14 protein-coding genes are annotated in these 17,955 nt (G+C 70.1%); 9 read left to right on the top strand and 5 right to left on the bottom strand.

Translation table 11 applies throughout. The features are described 5' to 3' along the window. The first annotated feature begins 8 nt into the window (after positions 1 to 8). From AC07YS_RS12815 to AC07YS_RS12800, 4 genes are all read left to right on the top strand, one after another. A complete protein-coding gene (locus AC07YS_RS12815) occupies positions 9 to 6,953 on the top strand; it encodes a filamentous hemagglutinin family protein (protein ID WP_495268609.1) in 6,945 nt (2,314 codons plus the stop codon). 13 nt (positions 6,954 to 6,966) lie between these two features. Further along, positions 6,967 to 7,524: an RNA polymerase sigma factor gene (locus AC07YS_RS12810; RefSeq protein ID WP_495268610.1), complete on the top strand. Its 558-nt coding sequence runs from the start codon at positions 6,967 to 6,969 to the stop codon at positions 7,522 to 7,524. Between the two features lie 60 nt (positions 7,525 to 7,584). Further along, positions 7,585 to 7,812, top strand: coding sequence for a hypothetical protein (locus AC07YS_RS12805; protein ID WP_070061133.1), 228 nt, complete (start codon positions 7,585 to 7,587; stop codon positions 7,810 to 7,812). A gap of 138 nt (positions 7,813 to 7,950) precedes the next feature. Then, positions 7,951 to 9,576, top strand: coding sequence for a phospholipase D family protein (locus AC07YS_RS12800; RefSeq protein WP_495268611.1), 1,626 nt, complete (start codon positions 7,951 to 7,953; stop codon positions 9,574 to 9,576). Positions 9,577 to 9,588: 12 nt separating this feature from the next. Here AC07YS_RS12800 and AC07YS_RS12795 read toward each other — a convergent pair whose 3' ends face one another. The 4 genes from AC07YS_RS12795 to AC07YS_RS12780 all read right to left on the bottom strand — a co-directional run bounded on the left by AC07YS_RS12795 (position 9,589) and on the right by AC07YS_RS12780 (position 11,982). Then, a complete protein-coding gene (locus AC07YS_RS12795) occupies positions 9,589 to 10,095 on the bottom strand; it encodes a murein hydrolase activator EnvC family protein (protein WP_062480281.1) in 507 nt (168 codons plus the stop codon). Between the two features lie 113 nt (positions 10,096 to 10,208). Then, positions 10,209 to 10,697, bottom strand: coding sequence for a CreA family protein (locus tag AC07YS_RS12790; protein ID WP_492684139.1), 489 nt, complete (start codon positions 10,695 to 10,697; stop codon positions 10,209 to 10,211). A gap of 11 nt (positions 10,698 to 10,708) precedes the next feature. Beyond that, positions 10,709 to 11,260, bottom strand: coding sequence for an NUDIX hydrolase (locus AC07YS_RS12785; protein ID WP_062480276.1), 552 nt, complete (start codon positions 11,258 to 11,260; stop codon positions 10,709 to 10,711). Positions 11,261 to 11,280: 20 nt separating this feature from the next. Beyond that, positions 11,281 to 11,982: a fumarylacetoacetate hydrolase family protein gene (locus tag AC07YS_RS12780; protein WP_492684138.1), complete on the bottom strand. Its 702-nt coding sequence runs from the start codon at positions 11,980 to 11,982 to the stop codon at positions 11,281 to 11,283. 166 nt (positions 11,983 to 12,148) lie between these two features. Between AC07YS_RS12780 and AC07YS_RS12775 the strand changes: the two genes are divergently transcribed. Genes AC07YS_RS12775 through pgeF form a run of 3 tightly spaced genes read left to right on the top strand, consistent with a single transcriptional unit; the run spans position 12,149 to position 14,486 of the window. After that, complete coding sequence (locus tag AC07YS_RS12775) at positions 12,149 to 13,057, top strand: tetratricopeptide repeat protein (protein WP_492684137.1); 909 nt, start codon at positions 12,149 to 12,151, stop codon at positions 13,055 to 13,057. A gap of 23 nt (positions 13,058 to 13,080) precedes the next feature. Then, positions 13,081 to 13,719: a maleylacetoacetate isomerase gene (maiA, locus tag AC07YS_RS12770; RefSeq protein ID WP_062480269.1), complete on the top strand. Its 639-nt coding sequence runs from the start codon at positions 13,081 to 13,083 to the stop codon at positions 13,717 to 13,719. A gap of 14 nt (positions 13,720 to 13,733) precedes the next feature. After that, positions 13,734 to 14,486 carry a peptidoglycan editing factor PgeF gene (gene pgeF, locus AC07YS_RS12765; protein ID WP_492684136.1) on the top strand — a complete coding sequence of 251 codons (753 nt, stop codon included), beginning with the start codon at positions 13,734 to 13,736 and terminating at the stop codon, positions 14,484 to 14,486. Here the strand turns inward: pgeF and AC07YS_RS12760 are convergent. Next, positions 14,418 to 14,726, bottom strand: a complete 309-nt coding sequence (locus AC07YS_RS12760) for a hypothetical protein (RefSeq protein ID WP_307693228.1) — start codon at positions 14,724 to 14,726, stop codon at positions 14,418 to 14,420. The two genes, pgeF and AC07YS_RS12760, sit on opposite strands and share 69 nt — an antisense overlap. 126 nt (positions 14,727 to 14,852) lie before the next feature. Here AC07YS_RS12760 and phaC point away from each other — a divergent pair, with 126 nt between their 5' ends. Both phaC and AC07YS_RS12750 read left to right on the top strand, forming a co-directional pair. Beyond that, positions 14,853 to 16,625 carry a class I poly(R)-hydroxyalkanoic acid synthase gene (gene phaC / locus AC07YS_RS12755; protein ID WP_492684135.1) on the top strand — a complete coding sequence of 591 codons (1,773 nt, stop codon included), beginning with the start codon at positions 14,853 to 14,855 and terminating at the stop codon, positions 16,623 to 16,625. Positions 16,626 to 16,686: 61 nt separating this feature from the next. After that, entirely contained in the window at positions 16,687 to 17,865 is a 1,179-nt protein-coding gene (locus AC07YS_RS12750) for an acetyl-CoA C-acetyltransferase (RefSeq protein WP_095745805.1), read from the top strand. The last annotated feature ends 90 nt before the right edge of the window (positions 17,866 to 17,955 follow it).

The following is a 17,955-nucleotide window of genomic DNA, read 5'->3' as shown; positions in this document are numbered from 1 at the left end:
GTTCCGTGGTGGCCACGAGCAGCGAGGAGCAGCTCGGTCTCGAGATCGTCGCGGCCGGCGCGCCGGCGACGGCGGGTTTCCAGGGCGTCACGCTGGATGCGGGCGCGCTCAGCGGCATGGGCGCGTCGCGCCTGGTCATCGGCGGGTTGCAGGGCGCCGACTATGGGCAGAGCGGCAACGTCATCCAGACCGGCGACGGCGGGCAGAGCGTGGTGCTGCGCCAGGGGGCGGTGCTGTCCGCACCCGAGGTGTTCCTGGCCGCGGTAGGCGCGACCGAGGGCACGCCGCTCAGCGTGGTGGTCGAGCAGGGCGCGCGCATCCACACCCTCGGCCGTGGCAAGGCGGCTTACGACGCTGGCGACGGCTTCGTCTACGCCGCGACCGGCCAGATGCTGATGGTCTCCAACGGCCGGGTGAGCACGCTGCCGGTGCCCCAGACCCAGGCCGCGTCGGACAACCGCAGCCTGCAGATCGGCGTGTGTGCCAGCGCGTCGTGCAGCGGGCAGACCGAGCTGTATTCCGAAGGCACCATCGCGATGGTGACGCCCGACCGCTTCGAGATGAACGAGGCGGTGCGCTACGGCACGCGCCACCTCACGCTGGCGGTGCGCGGCATCAACGTGGGCGACAGCGCCGCGCTGGCCGCCGCCGCGCAGAACCACACGCTGCCGCCGGGACTGGCCATGAGCCAGGCCCTGCTCGACCGCCTGCTGCGCGGCGACCGGCAGTACGGCGCGCCCGCGCTCGAAACGCTGGAACTGAGCGCCAGCGGCGGCGTCAACTTCTTCGGCACCGCGGCGCTGGACACCATCGACCCCGCCACCGGCAAGGCGACGATGGCGCAGCTGGTGCTGGCCACGCCTGCCATCTACGGCCAGGGCGGCGCGGGCGACGTGGCCACCATCCGCACCGGCCGCCTGGTGTGGCAGGGCGCGACCACGGCGCCTTCCGCCGTGGTGCGCGACGGCGCGGGCACCGGCAGCGGCACGCTGAACATCGAGGCTGAGCACATCGAGTTCGGCTACGGCCCCCACAGCCAGCCGAGCGGCCTGGAAGACGCGGGTCGCCTGGTGCTGGGCTTTGCCGGCGTGAACCTCAAGGCCTCCGAGCGCGTGAGCGCCAACCACAAGGGCAGTCTCTCGGTCTACCAGTCGCAGGGCGCGTACGAAGCGGGCAAGGGCTACGCGTACAGCGGCGGCGACCTGAGCATCGTGGCGCCGCTGCTGACGGGCGAGGCGGGCTCGGTGAACCGCATCACGGCGGGCGGCACGCTGCGCGTGGCCGCACCCGCGGGCGCGCCGGCGGCGGCCACCGGCGATGCCGCGCTGGGCGCCGAGCTGAGCCTGCGCGGGCGCGAGTTGACGCTGGACACCGCCGTGGCGCTGCCCAGCGGCAAGCTCACGCTGAGCGCCGAACGCGACCTCGTGCTGACCGACCGCGCGGTGCTCGACCTGTCGGGCCGCGAGGTGGTGTTCAACGACCTGAGCAGGTACAGCGCCGGCGGCGACGTGGTGCTCGAAAGCCTGCACGGCAACCTGCGGCAGGCGGCGGGTTCGGTGATCGACATCTCGGCGAAGAACAACCGCGCCGGCACGCTGAAGGCGATGGCGCTCGACGATGCCGCCGGGGCAGTCGACTTGCAGGGCCGCATCCTCGGCGCGAGCAGCGGCCACTACGACGCGGGCGGCACGCGGGTGCCGTTCGTGGCGGGCAGCGTGGACGTGCGCGCGCGGCAGCTCGGCGACGCCGAGTTCGCGGCGCTCAACCAGCGGCTGAACGACGGCGGCGTGTTCGGCGCGCGCAGCTTCCAGCTGCGCCAGGGCGACCTCGCCATCGGCGACGGCCTGAAGGCCAACGAAGTGAACGTGTCGCTCGACAACGGCAGCCTCACCGTGACCGGCACCATCGACGCCAGTGGCGAGCGCGTGGGCCGCATCAGCCTGGCCGCGAAGCACAACCTCACGCTGGTCGGCAGCGCGGTGCTCGATGCGCACGGCCGCACACTGCGCGTGGACAGCCACGGCCAGATCATCGATTCGCCGAACCGCGCGATGGTCGAACTCACGTCGAACGACGGGCAGCTCACGCTGGCCTCGGGTGCGCGCATCGACCTGCGCCACGGCACCGACGCCCAGGTGGGCGGCGAACCGGGCCAGAACGACGGTCGGGCGCGCGGCACGCTGGAGCTCAACGCGGGCCGCACCGGTGAGACCGTCGGCGACATCCGTATCGACGCCAGCGGCAGCATCGCCATCGAGGGCGCGCGCTCCATCGCCGTGAACGGCATGTGGCGCTACGACGATGCCCGCTTCGGCACCGACGCCGCGGCCACCGGCCGGCCCTACCAGGTCATCGACCAGGCGTACCTCGACGCCAAACACCTGCAGAGCACGGACTTCATCGATCGCGCGCTGGCCAACGGCGCGCTGATGAACGGCAAGCTCGCGGGCCTGAACAATGCGCGCTACGCCGACGCCTTCCACCTGCGCCCCGGCGTGGAGATCGTGAGCAAGACCTCCGGCGGCGATCTGGTGGTGCAGGGCGACATCGACCTGTCGGGCTACCGCTACGCCAGCGCCAATCCGCACACGCAAAAGACCGGCGTGTACGGCTCGGGCGAGGTGGGCGCGCTGGCCCTGCGCGCGGGCGGCAACCTCGACATCTTCGGCAGCGTCAACGACGGCTTCGCGCCGCCGCCCGCCACGCCGGACGACGGCGGCTGGCTGCTGCTGCCGGGCGTCAACCTGCTGCGCGGCGACACCGTGCTGCCGCGCGGCGGCGTGGTGCTGGCCGACGGCACGACCTTCGAGGGAGGCGCCGGCACGCTCAACTACGACCTGCCGATCAAGTCGACGGCCTTCGGGGCCGGGCAGGTGATGCCGGTGGCCAGCGTGCTGGCCAAGGCGCTCGAACTGAAGGTGGGCACGGTGCTGAGCGCCGACGTGCGCGACGCCTCGGGCGCGCTGCTGTTCGCGGCGGGCAGCATCGTCAGCGGCGCCAACGTGACGCTGCCGGTGGGCACGCGCCTGGGGGCCGGCATGCGCCTGCCGTCGGCGGCCACGCTGTCGGGCGTGGTGTGGCCCAAGGGCGTGCCGCTGCCCGGCGACGGCAAGAAGTTCGTGCTCAACGGCGCCCTCACGCTGCCGCTGGGCGCGCTGCTCCCGGCCGCGACCAACATCAAGCTGCCCGGCGGCGTGACTTCGGTGAACCTGCGCCCGGACGGCGCCGGCAGGCTGTGGGCCGCGGCGGCGATGCTGCCCGAGGGTTCGCAGTCGTGGTCGGTGCGGCTGGTGGCCGGCGCGGACCTGGGCGCGGCCGACAACCGCATCGTGCAGGTGCATCCGGCGGCGGGCCGGGGCGACCTGCGGCTGGCGGACAGCCACTACGGCATGTTCGGCAAGCTGAAGCCCGGCGGCGAGGTGTGGAGCGTGGAAGGGTCCATCAACTTCGTGGGCGACGAGAGCATGGCTGGCAAGCCCATCGATTTCGCGGACATCCAGTACCCGGAGCTTTGCGTGGACCTTCCCAGCTATTGCGTCATCACCGCCCCGGAGTACGGCTACCTGCCGGGCAGCACGCGCTTCAGCGTGGTGCGCACCGGCGCGGCCGATCTCGACCTGCTGGCCGCCGGCAACCTGCGCATGGATTCGCTGTTCGGCGTGTACACCGCCGGCGCCTCGTCGCAGGCCACGCGGGCCGGCGACCCCTACAACCTGCCGCGCGCGGTGGGCGCCAAGGGCACGGTGCTCAACGACGCGAGCGGTGGCTACGAGAAGTTCGTCGATGGCGGCACGCAGAACCTGGCACGCGCCTGGTACCCCGCCTCCGGCGGCAACCTGACGCTGAAGGCCGGCGGCGACCTGACCGGCGACATGATGCTGGTCGCCGGGGGCAGCGGTGCGGGGCGGCCAAACCCCGCCGACAAGGGCTTCAGCAGCGGCGCCATCGGCAACTGGCTGTGGCGCCAGGGCACGGGCGACAGCTTCGGCGGCGCGCAGGACCAGCCCACGGCGTGGTGGATCAACTTCGGCTCCTATGTCGGCACGACCGGGGCGGCCGACAAGTTGCTCGGCTTCACCGGCTTCGGCACGCTGGGCGGCGGCGACCTGCGCGTGGACGTGGGCGGCAACGCGGGGCTGCAGGGACGGCGCGGCGCCAAGACAGATTCGTACGCCGACAGCCGGCGCAGCCAGGGCCTGGTGCTGGCGGTGGGCGGCACCGGCCGTGTGCTGGCCGACGGCAGCCTGAGCCTGACGGGCGGTGGCGACGTGCTCGTGCGCGTGGGCGGTGCCTTCAATCCGCTCCACAGGCCCTACGTCGAGGGTGCCGGTGGCGACATCGACGCCGGGCTCAACGGGGCGATCGTCAACCTCCGGGGCGACGTGCAGCTGCAGGCAGGCACCCTCGGCAGCCTGCCCCTGGTCTACGGCCTCACCGAACGGACGCAGTCGCCGCGCGAGACCCGCGCCTACGACCCCTACACCGCGACCCGCGGCATGGCGCAAGGCGGCATCGTGCTGGCCCCGGGCGATGCGAACTACACGCTCGCCACGCGCGGCGACCTGGTGGTCAAGGGCGTGATCGATCCGACGCGCGTCGACCTCGCCAATGCCACGCCGTTCAGCGCCAACGGCCTGGCAGGACAGGGCCAGAGCTGGTTCACCCTGTGGACGCCGCACACCGCCATCCGCCTTTTCGGCACGGGCGGCGACCTGGTGCCGGTGACGGGTGGCGCGGGCGTGCCCGTGACCGACTCGGCCTTCGTGTACCCCTCGATCCTGAGCGCGGTGGCCGCCAGCGGCAGCCTGTTCTATGGCGACGCGGCGACCTTCGACAACACCGGCACGGGCACGCCGCTGGTACTGGCACCCTCGGCCCACGGCACGCTGGAGTTCCTGGCCAGCGACTCGATCTACGCGGGAGGCAACACCGTCAGCCAGTCGGGCGCGGCGGCCTCTGCGCTGGCGACGCCGCGGCGTCCGGCGTTCCAGGGCACCGCCAGCGACGGCACGGTGCTAGGCAACCTGTCGGGTGGCAACAACCTGGCCGGCGGCGGCGTGCGTCCGCTGTTCGCCTTCGGCCCCAACACGGTGTCGGGTGAAGCGGTGGGCACGCAGCCGGCGCGGTTCTACGCCGTGCACGGCGACCTGGTCGGCGTGAGCAGCGGGCGCATCCTGCGCTTCGGGCCTGACGACGCGACGCGTGCCGGCCAGACCTGGTACGAGGGCGCGCAGCCGGTGTGGATGATGGCCGGGCGAGACATCGTGGCGAGCGGCACGCCCATCGGGCAGGCCGAGGATTCGGGCGGCATTGCGCAGACCTACTTCGCGAGCAGCGGCAACCTGTTCGCGCACCAGAAGCCGGGCGACATCTCGGTGGTCTCGGCAGGCCGCGACATCCTGTTCAGCACCTTCAACGTGGCCGGCCCCGGCACGCTGGAGATCACGGCCGGGCGCGACATCCGCATGGAGAACAGGGCCTCGGTCAGCAGCCTCGGCGCGGTGGTGCCGGGCGACAGCCGGCCCGGTGCGGGCATCGCGATGTTGGCCGGCGTGGGCGCCCACGGGCCCGACTACGCGGGCTTCGCGCAGCGTTACCTCGATCCGGCCCACCTGATGCAGAGCGGCCAGCCGCTGGCCGACCAGGCCGGCAAGGTGGTGAAGAACTACAACCGCCAGCTCACGCTGGGCGACTGGCTGCGCGCCGAGCATGGCTACAGCGGCGATGACAACGGCGCGGCGGCCTGGATGGCGCAGCGGCAAGCCCGCCTCGACGCGGACACCGGCACGCCGCGCCGCGTGCTCGCCAACGACTACCGGCAGGCGAGCCAGCTGTACCTGGTGAACTGGCTCGAAGCCTCGCAGGGCTACAGCGGCAAGGGCGGGGCACAGGAGGCGCTGGCCTTCTTCAACGCACTGCCGCCGGAACAGCAGCGCAGCTACCTGCGCGGCGTGTACTTCGCGGAACTGAAGGAGGGCGGCCGCGAATACAACGACGAGGCTGGCGTGCGCTACGGCAGCTACCTGCGCGGGCGCAACGCCATCGCGTCGCTGTTCCCGGGAACGAGCTACAGGGGCGACATCACGATGTTCGGCGCGGCCGGCATCAACACGCTGTTCGGCGGCGACATCGCGATGCTCACGCCGGGCGGGCGCCAGGTGTTCGGCATCGAGGGCGCGGCGCCCCAGGCCGTGGGCACGCTGATTCCGGGTGTCATCACGCAGGGCGCGGGCGACATCTCGCTCTATGCGCTGGGCAGCATCCTGCTGGGCCAGAGCCGGATCATGACCACCTTCGGCGGCAGCGTGCTGGGCTGGTCGGCCGAAGGCGACATCAACGCGGGCCGGGGCTCGAAGACCACCGTGGTCTACACGCCGCCCAAACGCGTGTACGACCGCTGGGGCAACGTGGTGCTCTCGTCGGACGTGCCGAGCACGGGTGCGGGCATTGCCACGCTGAACCCGATTCCCGAGGTGCCGGCCGGCGACATCGACCTGATCGCGCCGCTGGGCACCATCGACGCGGGCGAGGCGGGCATCCGCGTGTCGGGCAACGTGAACCTGGCGGCGCTGCAGATCGTGAATGCCGACAACATGGCGGTGCAGGGCAAGAGCACGGGGCTGCCGGTGGTGGCGTCGGTGAATGTCGGTGCCCTGACCAACGCCAGCGCCGCGGCCTCGCAGGCCACGGCGGCGGCGCAGGACGTGATGCAGCGCGAACGCGCTGCGGCGCGCCAGAGCCTGCCGTCGGTGTTCTCGGTGCGCGTGCTGGGCTTCGGCAACGAGCCCGCGTCCGGCGCGCCCGAGGCCCCCGAGGTGCGGCGCAGGCCGGCGGAGCAGGCGAGCTACGACCCGTCGGGCTTCGTCCAGATGGTGGGGCACGGTGCGCTCACCGACGCGCAGCTGACGCGCCTGAACGAGCCCGAACGGCGCGGCCTGCCGCGCGGCCGCTAGGCGGCGACGCACCATGTCGCACGCCTGCCTGCTGCCCCGCGGCGATGCCGCGGGGACCGCCCCTGCGCCGCCGGACGTCCAGCAACTCCTGGTGGCGCACTACGCGCAGCTGCACCGGCGGCTGTCGCTGCACCTGGGGTGTGCCGACGCCGCCACCGAAAGCCTGCACGATGCCTGGCTGCGCCTGGGCGAGGCCGGCTTCACGGGCACCTTGCACAACCCCGTGGCCTACATCTTCCGCGTGGCGTGCAATGCCGCCATGGACCGCCTGCGCGCCGAGCGCCCCTGGCAGTACACCGGCGAGGCGGACGACACGCTGGCCCAGGTGGCCGATCACGCACCGGGGCCCGAGCTGATCGCCGAGGCGCGCTCCGACCTGAAGGCGGTCGAGCGCGCGATGCAGGGCCTGCCGCACCGCCATCAGGACATCTTCGTGGCCTTGCGCGTGCACGAGCTGACGCGGCACGAGGTGGCGGTGCGGCACGGGCTGTCGCTGCGGCGGGTGGATTCCACGCTGCGCCAGGCGCTGCAGCGCCTGCCGACCGGTCGCCGCTCGGACATGCATGCCTGAGCCATTGCTTTTGTATGCAATGTTTGCAAATGAAAACTAAAGGCCTATGATGAATTCATCATGGACTCCGCCCGACTCGACCTTCACGTGCCAGGTGGCTGGACGGGATGGTTCGAACTCACGCGCACCCCGAAGGGCACCTACGCCGGCATCGCGGCGCTGAGCCTGGACGGCATTCCGCGCTGCGCGCTGGTCATCACCCAGCAGCTGTCGTGGGACTCGGCCGTGGCGCGCGCGAACGTGCGCGCGGAGCACTTCGTGCGGCAGTGGTCCGAGCGCGCGCACTGACGAAGGCATTGGCTGCGCGCTCGCGCCGCGCGTGGTAGAAACCGCCACCCGTGGGCGCGGTCGTGCACCGCGCCGCGCGGCAGCGGCGTTTTTTCTCCTTCGCTCCCGTGCCCTTGCCCTTCCTATTTCCTGTCGTTCATGCAGAGCCCATTGCCCCGGGCTGACGTGCCGCGCGCCCGGTGGTTCGCCTGGCTGCTGTGCGGCCTGGTGATGCTCGTGCTCGCCGGTTGCGCCGGCTTGCCGACCGAGGTGGCGCGCAAGCCCTCGAGTGCCATCACCGACGGCGCGGACACCGCGCTGGGCCGCCTCGTGCGCGCCGCCGCGCCGCCGGGCGAGCCGCTCAGCGGCTTTCGCCTGCTGCCGATGCCGCAGTTCTCGCTGCACGCGCGCATCGAGCTGGCGCGCCGCGCGCAGCGCTCCATCGACGTGCAGTACTACCTCGTGCAGAACGACGAGACCGGCCGCTACCTGCTGCGCACGCTGCGCGACGCGGCCGACCGCGGCGTGCGCGTGCGCCTGCTGGTGGACGACCTGTACACGGCGGGCGCCGACCCGCTGTTCACCAGCTTTGCGTCGCACCCGAACGTCGAGGTGCGCCTGTTCAACCCGTTCCCGGCCGGACGCTCGCGCTTCGGCACGCGCTGGGCGTGGTCGATCCTGGACTTCGACCGCGTGCACCGCCGCATGCACAACAAGCTGTTCGTGGTCGACAACACGATGGCGGTCATGGGCGGGCGCAACATCGCCAACGAGTACTTCCTGCGCGACGGCGGCTCCAACTTCATCGACATCGACACGCTGGTGGCCGGCGCCGTGGTGCCCCGGCTGTCCTCGCTGTTCGACATGTACTGGAACAGCCTGTACGTGTACCCCATCGAGTCGCTGGTGCCGCGCGGCAACGAGTCGGCGCAGGCGCTGCGCGAGCGCTTCGACCGGCTCACCACGGGCCCCGAGACGCTGCACCCCGAAGAGCCCGAATCGACCGACCTGCTGGGCCACAACCCGCTGGCCAAGGACCTCAACGCCGGCAAGCTCGCGCTGAGCTGGGCGCGCGCCGAGGCGTATGCCGACGCGCCCGCCAAGGCGCTGGCGCCCACCGACGAAGGGCGCGGGCTGCCGGCCGACCAGGCCGCCGACAGCGTGCTCTACAACGTGCAGCGCTACCTGCGCGGCGCGCAGCACGGGGTGCTGCTGACCACGCCCTACCTGATCCCCGGGCGGGGCGGCATGGAGACGATGCAGATCGTGCGCGGCAACGGCGTGGGCTACACCATCGTCACCAACTCGTTGGCGGCCACCGACGAGTCGCTGGTGCACATCGGCTACCGCCGCTACCGCGCGCAGATGCTGCGCCTGGGCGTGGAGCTGTACGAGCTGAGCCCCAAGCGCGTGGAGCAGACCAAGCGCTTCGGCATCTACGGTTCGGCCAGCGGGCGGCTGCACGGCAAGTCGGCCGTGATCGACGGGCAGGTGGTGTTCGTCGGCTCGATGAACTTCGACCCGCGCTCGGCGCTGCACAACACCGAGATTGGCCTCTTCATCTTCAGCCCGCAGATCGCGCAGCAGCTGACCAGCCTGATCGGTTTCATGCGGCTGGACGGCGCCTACCAGCTGCAGCTGGGGCCGCGCGGCGGCATCGAGTGGGTGAGCCCGGCGTCGGGCGACGGGGCGGACACCATCCTGCACACCGAGCCCGAAACCCATTTCTGGGCCCGCTGGCGGCTGGAGCTGCTGGCGCCCCTGGTGCCCGAAAGCCTGCTGTAACGGCTTTTACGTTTACTGCTGCAAACGGCCGTTGAGGTACGGCTCGGGATCGACGGCGGTGCCGTTCTTGCGGATCTCGAAATGCAGCTTCACGCGGTCGGATTCGCTGTTGCCCATTTCGGCGATCTTCTGGCCCTGGCGCACCACGGCGCCTTCCTTCACGAGGATGGTCTTCGCGTGGGCGTAGGCCGTGAGGAAGGTTTCGTTGTGTTTCACGATGACCATGTTGCCGTAGGAGCGCAGCTCGCCGCCCACGTACACCACGCGGCCATCGGCCGAGGCCACGATGGGGTCGCCCAGGTTGCCCGCGATGTCCAGGCCCTTGTTGCGCACGCCGTCGAAGCGGCCCACGGTGGTGCCGGCGGCGGGGCGGATGAAGAGCGCCTGGCGCGGTGGCGGCGGCGTAGCGCCTGGAACAGGCTGCTGCGGCGGCGTGGGGCCGGGCGTGGTGCAGGCGGCAATGCCCCCGGCCACGAGCAGCGTGGCGGCGGTTCGGAAAACAAAAGTCTGAAGGTGCATGACGCTGTTGGAACGGATTCGTTGCGGAGGGTTCCGTCGAAGGCCGACATCTCGGTGTCGGCCGCTCGGACGATGCTAGCAAACTCGCATCGCCGAGCTGTTCAGCAGCCCCTTCACTTGAGCGGGATCGGCGTGCCGCGATCGACCGGCACGGCCGTGATGCTGTTCTTGGGCGAGCCGTCGATCAGCAGGTCGGAGTAGGTCAGGTAGACCAGCGTGTTGCGTTTGGGATCGACCATGCGCACCACGCGCAGGCGCTTGAAGAGCACCGACAGGCGTTCGCTGTAGACCTCTTCGCGCTTGGGCAGCGGCTGCGTGATGCTCACCGGGCCGACCTGGCGGCAGGCGATGGAGGCCTCGGCCTTGTCCTCGGCCACGCCGAAGGCGCCGGCGATGCCGCCGGTTCGCGCGCGCGAGACATAGCAGGTGACGCCGCTGACCTTGGGGTCGTCGTAGGCCTCGACCACGATCTTGTGGTCCGGGCCGATGAGCTTGAAGGCGGTGTCGACCTCGCCGACCGTGTCGGCCTTGGCTGCCGAAGCTGCGAGTGCGAAGCCGAGGCTGGCGCCACAGAGGAGGGTGGCGCGCAGGGTCTTGAGCATGGGGAAATTTTTCAAACGATGCTGAGTTCGTGGACGCGGTCGAAGCTGCCGCGCTTGCGGTCTTCGAAGTAATGTTCGAGCGCCTGGCGCACGGTGCGAAAGGCGATCTCGTCCCAGGGAATCTCGTCCTCGGTGAACAGGCGCGCCTCGATCGTCTCGTGGCCCGGGTCGAAGCGGTCGTCGAGCAGGCGGGCGCGGTAGAACATGTGGACCTGGCCCACGCGCACCACGCTGATCACGGCGAACAGGCCCTCGATCTCGAAGTTCGCGCCGGCCTCCTCGTCGGTCTCGCGGGCCGCGCCCTCGGCGGTGGTTTCCTCGAGCTCCATGAAGCCCGCGGGCAGCGTCCACTTGCCCCAGCGCGGCTCGATGTTGCGCTTGCACAGCAGCACCTTGTCGCCCAGCACGGGGATGGTGCCCACCACGTTCAGCGGGTTCTCGTAATGGATCGTGTGGCAGGCCGGGCACACCGCGCGCTGCTTGGTGTCGCCGTCGTCCGGCACGCGGTAGACCACCGCCGTGCCGCAGTTCTTGCAATGCTTGATGGGTACGCGAAGGAGCATGAAGAGGGACCGCGCGGGCGTCAGACGATCTTGACGGTCAGCGCGGGCAGGCCTGCGACCTGGCCCACCAGCGTGTCGCCGGCCACCACGGCCGCGACGCCCTCGGGCGTGCCCGTGAAGATCAGGTCGCCGGGCTGCAGCTCCCAGGCCGCCGACAGGTGCTCGATGGTCTCGGCCACGTTCCAGATCAGCTTGCTCACGGTGCTGCGCTGGCGGTCTTCGCCATTCACCTGCAGCGAGATCTCGGCCTGCTCGGCGTTGCCGGCCTGTGCCACGGGCACGATCGGGCCGATGGGCGCGCTCTGCTCGAAGCTCTTGCCGATGTCCCAGGGGCGGCCCTGCTTCTTCATGTCGTTCTGCAGGTCGCGGCGCGTCATGTCCAGGCCCACGGCGTAGCCGTAGATGTGCTTGTGGGCGTCGGCCGCTTTGATGTTCTTGCCGCCGGTGCCGATGGCCACCACGAGCTCGATCTCGTGGTGCAGGTTCTTCGTGAGCGTGGGGTAGGCCATGGTGCCGGTCTGGCCCGCTTCGACCGTCACCAGCGCATCGGCCGGCTTCATGAAGAAGAAGGGCGGCTCGCGGCCGGTGAAACCCATTTCCTTGGCGTGATCTTCGTAGTTGCGGCCCACGCAGTAGATGCGGTGCACCGGGAAGCGTGCGGGCTGACCGGCCACCGGCACCGAAACGGTGGCCGGCGGGGCGAAAACAAACTCGGAAGCCATGGGAAGGTGTCCTTTTTCAGCGAAGCGGGAGGGGAGACCGGCAGTGTGCCAGAGGCGGCACGGGCTTGCCGGCACGCCGGACTCGGGATTTTGCGGCGGCCCACAATAGGCGCTTCTGCGCGTTTCCCCGACCCCTTTCCCGACCTCTTTTCTCCCTCGCTCCACCATGCCCATCCGACTCGGCAAAGCCGGCAAGGCCACCGCCTTCAACGAACTCGGCCGCGAACGCGACGAGGCCGGCGACCAGGACGGCGCCCTGGCCGCCTACGCGCAGGCCAGCGCCATCCATCCGTACTGGTCGGCGCCCTGGTACAACGCCGGGCTCATCCACAAGTACCGCGGCGACTGGGCCGCGTCGTTGCAGGCCAACGCCCGCGCCGTGCAGTGCGAGCCGGGCAACGAAGGCGCGCTGTGGAACCTGGGCATCGCGGCCACCGCGCTGGGCGACTGGCCCACGGCGCGGCGCGCATGGCGCCAGTACGGCATCGGCATCCCGGACGGTGAAGGGCCGGTCGACTATTTCGTCGGCCTCACGCCGATCCGCGTGCACGGCGACGAGGCCAGCGAGGTGGTCTGGGCCGACCGCATCGACCCGGCGCGCGCGATCCTGCGCAACGTGCCGACGCCCGCCAGCGGCCACCGCTACGGCGACCTGGTGCTGCACGACGGCGCCGCCAACGGCTACCGCCGCCGCGGCGAGCGCGAGGTGCCGGTGTTCGACGCGCTCGCGCTGATCGCGCCGTCGGACCATGCGACCTACGAAGTCTTCGTCGAAGACGTGCAGGCCGAGGCGATCGATGCGCTGGTGCGCCGCTTCGAGGAAGCGGGCCTCAGCGCCGAGAACTGGACCAGCAGCATGCAGGTGCTGTGCAAGGCCTGTTCCGAAGGGCGCCCCGACGACCAGCACAACCACGCGCCCGGCGAACCACCCGCGGCCGAAGGGCCGTGGCACCTGGGCATCGCCGCGCGCGAAGAAGCCGCGGCGCGCGGCCTGCTCGATGCGTGGCAGCAAGAACACCCCGAAGCCCGGCTGCGCGATTTCCGCTGCGCATTGCCGGCCACACCACGCTCCTGAGAGGGCGCTATCCTCGAGAAATCATGAAGCTGCATAACTATTTCCGCTCCTCCGCCTCGTTCCGCGTGCGCATCGCCCTGAACCTCAAGGGCCTGGACTACGACTACGTGCCCGTGCACATCGCACGCGGCGAACACCGCACCGGCCCGTACTCGGCGATCTCGGCCGACATGCTCGTGCCGCTGCTCGAGGACGAAGGCGAGCGCTTCTCGCAGTCGATGGCCATCATCGAATACCTGGACGAAACGCACCCCGAGCCGGCGCTGCTGCCCAGCGACCCGGTGGGCCGCGCCCACGTGCGCGCGCTGGCGCAGTCGATCGCCTGCGAGATCCACCCGCTGAACAACCTGCGCGTGCTCAAGTACCTCGTGAAGGAACTGAAGGTCGACGACGAAGCCAAGAACACCTGGTACCGCCACTGGGTGCGCGACGGCCTGCTGTCGTTCGAGCGCCAGCTCGCGCAGCACCCGGGCGGCACCTATTGCTGGGGCGACACGCCCACCATCGCCGACTGCTGCCTCGTGCCGCAGATCTTCAACGGCCGCCGCTTCGACTGCGACTTCAGCGGCCTGCCGCGCACCATGGCCGCCTTCGACGCCTGCATGAAGCTCGACGCCTTCCAGCGCGCGCAGCCTTCGCAGTCGCCCGACGCGGAACCCTGAGCCGGCGCGTCGCGATGAATCCGCAATGGCTGGTGCCCGAATGGCCCGCGCCGCCGAACGTGCGCGCGCTGTGCACCACGCGCGACGGCGGGGTGTCGACCGGGCGCTATGACAGCCTGAACCTCGGCGACCACGTGGCCGACGACGCCGCGCTCGTCGCCGAGAACCGCCGGCGGTTGCAGCAGGCGATCGGCACGCGGCCGGTGTTCCTGCAGCAGGTGCATGGCACGGGGCTCGTGTCGCTCGACGAGGCCGTGCCCGACGGCACCGTCGCCGATGCCTGCACGGCCACGACCTCCGCGCGCGCCTGCACGGTCATGGTGGCCGACTGCCTGCCCGTGCTCTTCACCGACGAACTCGGCCACCGCGTGGCCGCTGCGCATGCGGGCTGGCGCGGGCTGGCCGGCGGCGTGCTCGAGCAGATCGTGCGCGCCTTCGCGCAGGACGAAGGCGCGCCGCGCCTGTTGGCCTGGCTCGGCCCCTGCATCGGCCCGAAGGCCTTCGAGGTGGGGGCGGAGGTCAAGGCCGCCTTCGAGGCGCAGTCGCCCGAGGCGGTGTCGTGCTTCACGCCCGCGGCGGCCGAAGGCAAGTGGCTGGCCGACCTGCCCGCGCTCGCGCGGCAGCGGCTGCGTGCGGTGGGTGTCGAGTCGCTCCATGGCAACGACAGCGGCGATGCGTGGTGCACCGTCGCACAGCCGTCACGGTTCTTTTCGCACCGGCGCGACGGCGTCAGCGGGCGGTTCGCTGCGCTGGTCTGGAAGGTCTGAAGCCGCAGCCTCCGCGGCGGCGCGGCGCGCGGCCTCCTGGGCCTGCGCCTCGCGTTCCTTGATCGCCCGCCGGCGCGCCGGCGTGGCCATCAGGTAGATCACCAGCGCCACCGGCGCGAGGCCGTAAAGAAGAAATGTGAAGATGGCGCCCAGCACCGTGCCCGTGGTGTTGGTGGCTTCGGCTACCGCCATCATCACGGCCACATAGAGCCAGCCGATCACGATCAAATGGATGAACACAGGCGCAGACGTTTTGTTTCAAGGGATTAGTGAAAGCGCGGCGTTGTGAGTGCCTTGCGAATGCAGCATACTCAAAACACGCAAGCCATCCGTTCGTATCGACCCAGGCCACGGCCAGGAGACATGATGAAGCAACAAGACACGGGGGCCGATGCGTTCGCGCCCTTTCAAAAAGCCCTCACGCAGGGCTGGACCCAGGCCATGGAGGCTTTCCAGAAAGCTGCAGGTCCAGGAGGTTCCGCCGCTTTCGACGTCGGCGGCACGCCGCTATGGCAATTGCCACAAATGGCGCAATTCCCGGGCGCAGCCGCCATGCCCGAGCTGCCCAAGTTCTCCATCGATCCCGAGCAGCTGCAGTCCATCCAGCAGCAGTACCTGAGCGACGCCACCGACCTGTGGCGCCGCGGCTTCGGTGCCCGCCCAGAGGGCGACAAGCGCTTTGCCGCCGAGGCCTGGGGCAGCAACCCGCTGGCGGCCTTCTCGGCCGCCGTGTATCTGCTCAACGGCCGCACCATGATGCGCATGGCCGAGGCCATCGACGCCGACGACAAGACCAAGGCGCGCCTGCGCTTCGCGGTCGAGCAGTGGATGGCCGCGGCCTCGCCCAGCAACTCGCTCGCCTTCAACGCCGAGGCGCAGAAGAAAGCCATCGACACGCAGGGCGAGAGCATCGCCAAGGGCATCCAGAACCTGCTGCATGACATGAAGCAGGGCCACGTCAGCATGACCGACGAGAGCGCCTTTGAAGTGGGGCGCAACGTGGCCACCACCGAAGGCGCCGTGGTGTTCGAGAACGACTATTTCCAGCTGCTCGAATACAAGCCGCTCACCGCCAAGGTGTACGAGCGGCCGTTCCTGCTGGTGCCGCCGTGCATCAACAAGTTCTACATCCTCGACCTGCAGCCCGACAACTCGCTCATCCGCTATGCGAACGAGCAGGGCCACCGCGTGTTCGTGGTGAGCTGGCGCAACCCCGACGAGTCGCTGGCCCAGGCCACCTGGGACGACTACATCGAGAACGCCGCCATCAAGGCCATCCATACCGTGCAGGAGATCAGCGGCAGCAAGCAGATCAACACGCTGGGTTTCTGCGTGGGCGGCACCATCCTGAGCACCGCGCTGGCCGTGCTCGCGGCGCGCGGCGAGAAGCCGGCCGCGTCGGTCACGCTGCTGACCACCTTCCTCGATTTCAGCGACACCGGCATCCTGGACATCTTCGTGGACGAGCCCATGGTGCAGTACCGCGAGATGCAACTGGGCAAGGGCGGCCTGCTGCCGGGCGGCGACCTGGCCTCGACCTTCAGCTTCCTGCGCCCGAACGACCTGGTGTGGAACTACGTGGTCGGCAACTACCTCAAGGGCGAGACGCCGCCGGCCTTCGACCTGCTGTACTGGAACAGCGACGCCACCAACCTGCCGGGCCCGTTCTACGCCTGGTACCTGCGCAACACGTACCACGAGAACAAGCTGGCCAAGCCGAATGCGCTCACCGTGTGCGGCGAGAAGATCGACCTGGGCAAGATCGACATCCCGGCCTACATCTACGGCTCGCGCGAAGATCACATCGTGCCCATCGGCGGCGCCTACACCTCCACGCAACTGCTCACGGGCAAGAAGCGCTTCGTGATGGGGGCCTCGGGCCACATCGCCGGCGTGATCAACCCGCCCGCCAAGAACAAGCGCAGCCACTGGCTGCGCGAGGACGGCAAGTTTCCCAAGACCCAGCCCGAATGGCTGGCCGGCGCGCAGGAGCAGCCGGGCAGCTGGTGGACCGACTGGGCACAATGGCTCAAGGGCCACGCGGGCAAGCAGATCCCCGCGCCCAAGGGCTACGGCAACGGCAAGGCCTACAAGGCCATCGAACCGGCGCCGGGACGCTACGTGAAGGCCAAGGCCTGAACGGGCGCCAGCTCCCGCAAGATCGCAACCGATTTCAAATCACCTCAACGGAGAGAACCTCATGGAAGACATCGTCATCGTTTCGGCTGCGCGTACGGCGGTCGGCAAATTCGGCGGCTCGCTCGCCGGCATTCCCGCCACCGAGCTGGGCGCCCTCGTGATCAAGGAAGTGATCGCGCGCGCCAACCTCACGGCCGACCAGGTGGGCGAGGCCATCATGGGCCAGGTGCTCGCGGCCGGCGCCGGCCAGAACCCCGCGCGCCAGGCCTGGCTCAAGGGCGGCGGCACCAAGGAAACGCCGGCGCTCACCATCAACGCCGTGTGCGGCTCGGGCCTGAAGGCCGTGATGCTGGCGGCGCAGGCCGTGGCCACGGGCGACTCCGAGATCGTCATTGCCGGCGGTCAGGAAAACATGAGCATGGCGCCGCACGTGCTGCCCAACTCGCGCAACGGCCAGCGCATGGGCGACTGGAAGCTGGTCGACACCATGATCGTCGACGGCCTGTGGGACGTGTACAACCAGTACCACATGGGCATCACGGCCGAGAACGTGGCCAAGAAGTACAACATCGACCGCGCCTCGCAGGACGAACTGGCCCTGGCCAGCCAGACCAAGGCTGCCGCCGCGCAGGACGCCGGCAAGTTCAAGGACGAAATCGTCGGCGTGAGCATTCCGCAGAAGAAGGGCGACCCGCTCGTCTTCAACCAGGACGAGTTCATCAACCGCAAGACCAACGCCGAAGTGCTGGCCGGCCTGCGTCCCGCCTTCGACAAGGCCGGCGGCGTGACCGCGGGCAATGCCTCGGGCCTGAACGACGGCGCAGCCGCCGTGATGGTCATGACGGCCAAGAAGGCCGCGGCCCTGGGCCTGAAGCCGCTGGGCCGCATCGCCAGCTACGCCACCGCCGGCCTGGACCCGACCATCATGGGCATGGGCCCCGTGCCCGCATCGCAGAAGGCGCTGCAGCGCGCCGGCTGGAAGGCCGCCGACCTCGACCTGCTCGAGATCAACGAAGCCTTCGCCGCACAGGCCTGCGCCGTGAACCGCGAAATGGGCTGGGACGTGAACAAGGTGAACGTGAACGGCGGCGCCATCGCCATCGGCCACCCCATCGGCGCGTCGGGCTGCCGCATCCTGGTGACGCTGCTGCACGAAATGCAGCGCCAGAACGCCAAGAAGGGCATTGCTTCGCTGTGCATCGGCGGCGGCATGGGCGTGGCGCTGACGATCGAGCGCTGAGCCTGAGCACCGGGTGAACCGGTACGGGGAGGGGAGGCAGGGGCTCGCAAGGGCCGATGCCTCCCCTCCCTTTTTTGTGCCCGCTGTTTG

It is taken from the genome of Variovorax sp. GW458-11-26-14-LB1, from assembly GCF_059423965.1.
Note: the sequence above shows the minus strand (reverse complement) of the source record. Positions and strands in the feature narration are given on the sequence as shown.

Bases quoted from the DNA above. Each gene is read 5' to 3' on its own strand.
- phaC (WP_492684135.1), top strand. From the start codon at position 14,853: ATGAAGCAACAAGACACGGGGGCCGATGCGTTCGCGCCCTTTCAAAAA.
- AC07YS_RS12790 (WP_492684139.1), bottom strand. From the start codon at position 10,697: ATGCTCAAGACCCTGCGCGCCACCCTCCTCTGTGGCGCCAGCCTCGGC.
- AC07YS_RS12800 (WP_495268611.1), top strand. From the start codon at position 7,951: ATGCAGAGCCCATTGCCCCGGGCTGACGTGCCGCGCGCCCGGTGGTTC.
- AC07YS_RS12810 (WP_495268610.1), top strand. From the start codon at position 6,967: ATGTCGCACGCCTGCCTGCTGCCCCGCGGCGATGCCGCGGGGACCGCC.
- AC07YS_RS12780 (WP_492684138.1), bottom strand. From the start codon at position 11,982: ATGGCTTCCGAGTTTGTTTTCGCCCCGCCGGCCACCGTTTCGGTGCCG.
- AC07YS_RS12795 (WP_062480281.1), bottom strand. From the start codon at position 10,095: ATGCACCTTCAGACTTTTGTTTTCCGAACCGCCGCCACGCTGCTCGTG.
- AC07YS_RS12785 (WP_062480276.1), bottom strand. From the start codon at position 11,260: ATGCTCCTTCGCGTACCCATCAAGCATTGCAAGAACTGCGGCACGGCG.
- AC07YS_RS12805 (WP_070061133.1), top strand. From the start codon at position 7,585: ATGGACTCCGCCCGACTCGACCTTCACGTGCCAGGTGGCTGGACGGGA.
- maiA (WP_062480269.1), top strand. From the start codon at position 13,081: ATGAAGCTGCATAACTATTTCCGCTCCTCCGCCTCGTTCCGCGTGCGC.
- pgeF (WP_492684136.1), top strand. From the start codon at position 13,734: ATGAATCCGCAATGGCTGGTGCCCGAATGGCCCGCGCCGCCGAACGTG.
- AC07YS_RS12750 (WP_095745805.1), top strand. From the start codon at position 16,687: ATGGAAGACATCGTCATCGTTTCGGCTGCGCGTACGGCGGTCGGCAAA.
- AC07YS_RS12775 (WP_492684137.1), top strand. From the start codon at position 12,149: ATGCCCATCCGACTCGGCAAAGCCGGCAAGGCCACCGCCTTCAACGAA.